This window comes from Vibrio sp. 378, assembly GCF_033339435.1.
Window position 1 is genome coordinate 1 of record NZ_JAWOUO010000359.1, and the last position, 812, is coordinate 812.

General features: G+C 43.1%; 2 protein-coding genes. One reads left to right on the forward strand and one right to left on the reverse strand.

The window, feature by feature from the left end; translation table 11 throughout:
- Nucleotides 1-348, forward strand: a 348-nt coding sequence (locus R7Q48_RS26265) for a lipocalin family protein (RefSeq protein ID WP_318133125.1), incomplete at its 5' end; no start/stop codon positions are given.
- A gap of 18 nt (nt 349-366) precedes the next feature.
- On the opposite strand, the gene R7Q48_RS26270 is transcribed toward R7Q48_RS26265, so the two are convergent.
- Nucleotides 367-812: AraC family transcriptional regulator (locus R7Q48_RS26270; RefSeq protein ID WP_318133126.1), on the reverse strand; the 446-nt coding region annotated here is incomplete at its 5' end.

Here is an 812-nt window from a genome sequence, read left to right on the forward strand (position 1 = left end):
GCTGAATACGAATTGCGTGAAGACGGTGGTGTCACGGTTATCAACCGTGGTTATTCGCAAGAAGATAAAAAGTGGACACAAGCCGAAGGCAAAGCGTATTTCGTTGGAGATGAAAACATCGGCCATCTTAAAGTTTCATTTTTTGGCCCGTTCTATTCCTCGTACATTGTGTTCGAGCTAGGAGAAAACTATGAGTATGCCTTTATCTCAGGTTTTAACCATGATTACTTGTGGCTACTTTCTCGGAAACCAAATGTCGATAAGGCGACGGTGGAGCGATTTAAGCGAGTCGCCAAAGAGAAAGGCTTTGCGCTAGATGAGTTGATCCTGGTCGATCAAAAACAGTAAATTGTCCAACTGCTGACCTTACAGTAAGGTTCGATGCTTCGTAAAGCTCAGTGGTGTTTGTCCTGTTTGTTTTTTAAAGAACGCAATGAATGCGCTGTCTGATGAAAACTCCAAACAATGGGCAACATCACTGACTTGCCTCTCCTCACACAACAGCTCTATTGCCTTTAACAATCGCCATTGCTGGCGCCAATCTTGATAAGACATGCCTGTTTCGGACTTAAACAGTCTTGTAATTGTCTTACTGCTTGCCCCGATTGTTTTCGATAAATGGTTGAGATCAGGAGCAATGAATCCGTCTTTTGTCACCGCGTTTCGAAATGAAGCCAAACGACGATCCGATGGCAATGGTAAAGTGAGCTCGAATTGCTTTGCTTGATAAAACTCTTCCCAAAACAATATGGTTGTCGCATTCGTTTTGGTTTGTTCTATGTCCCACTCCCACAAAGCCATTTTATTGATCA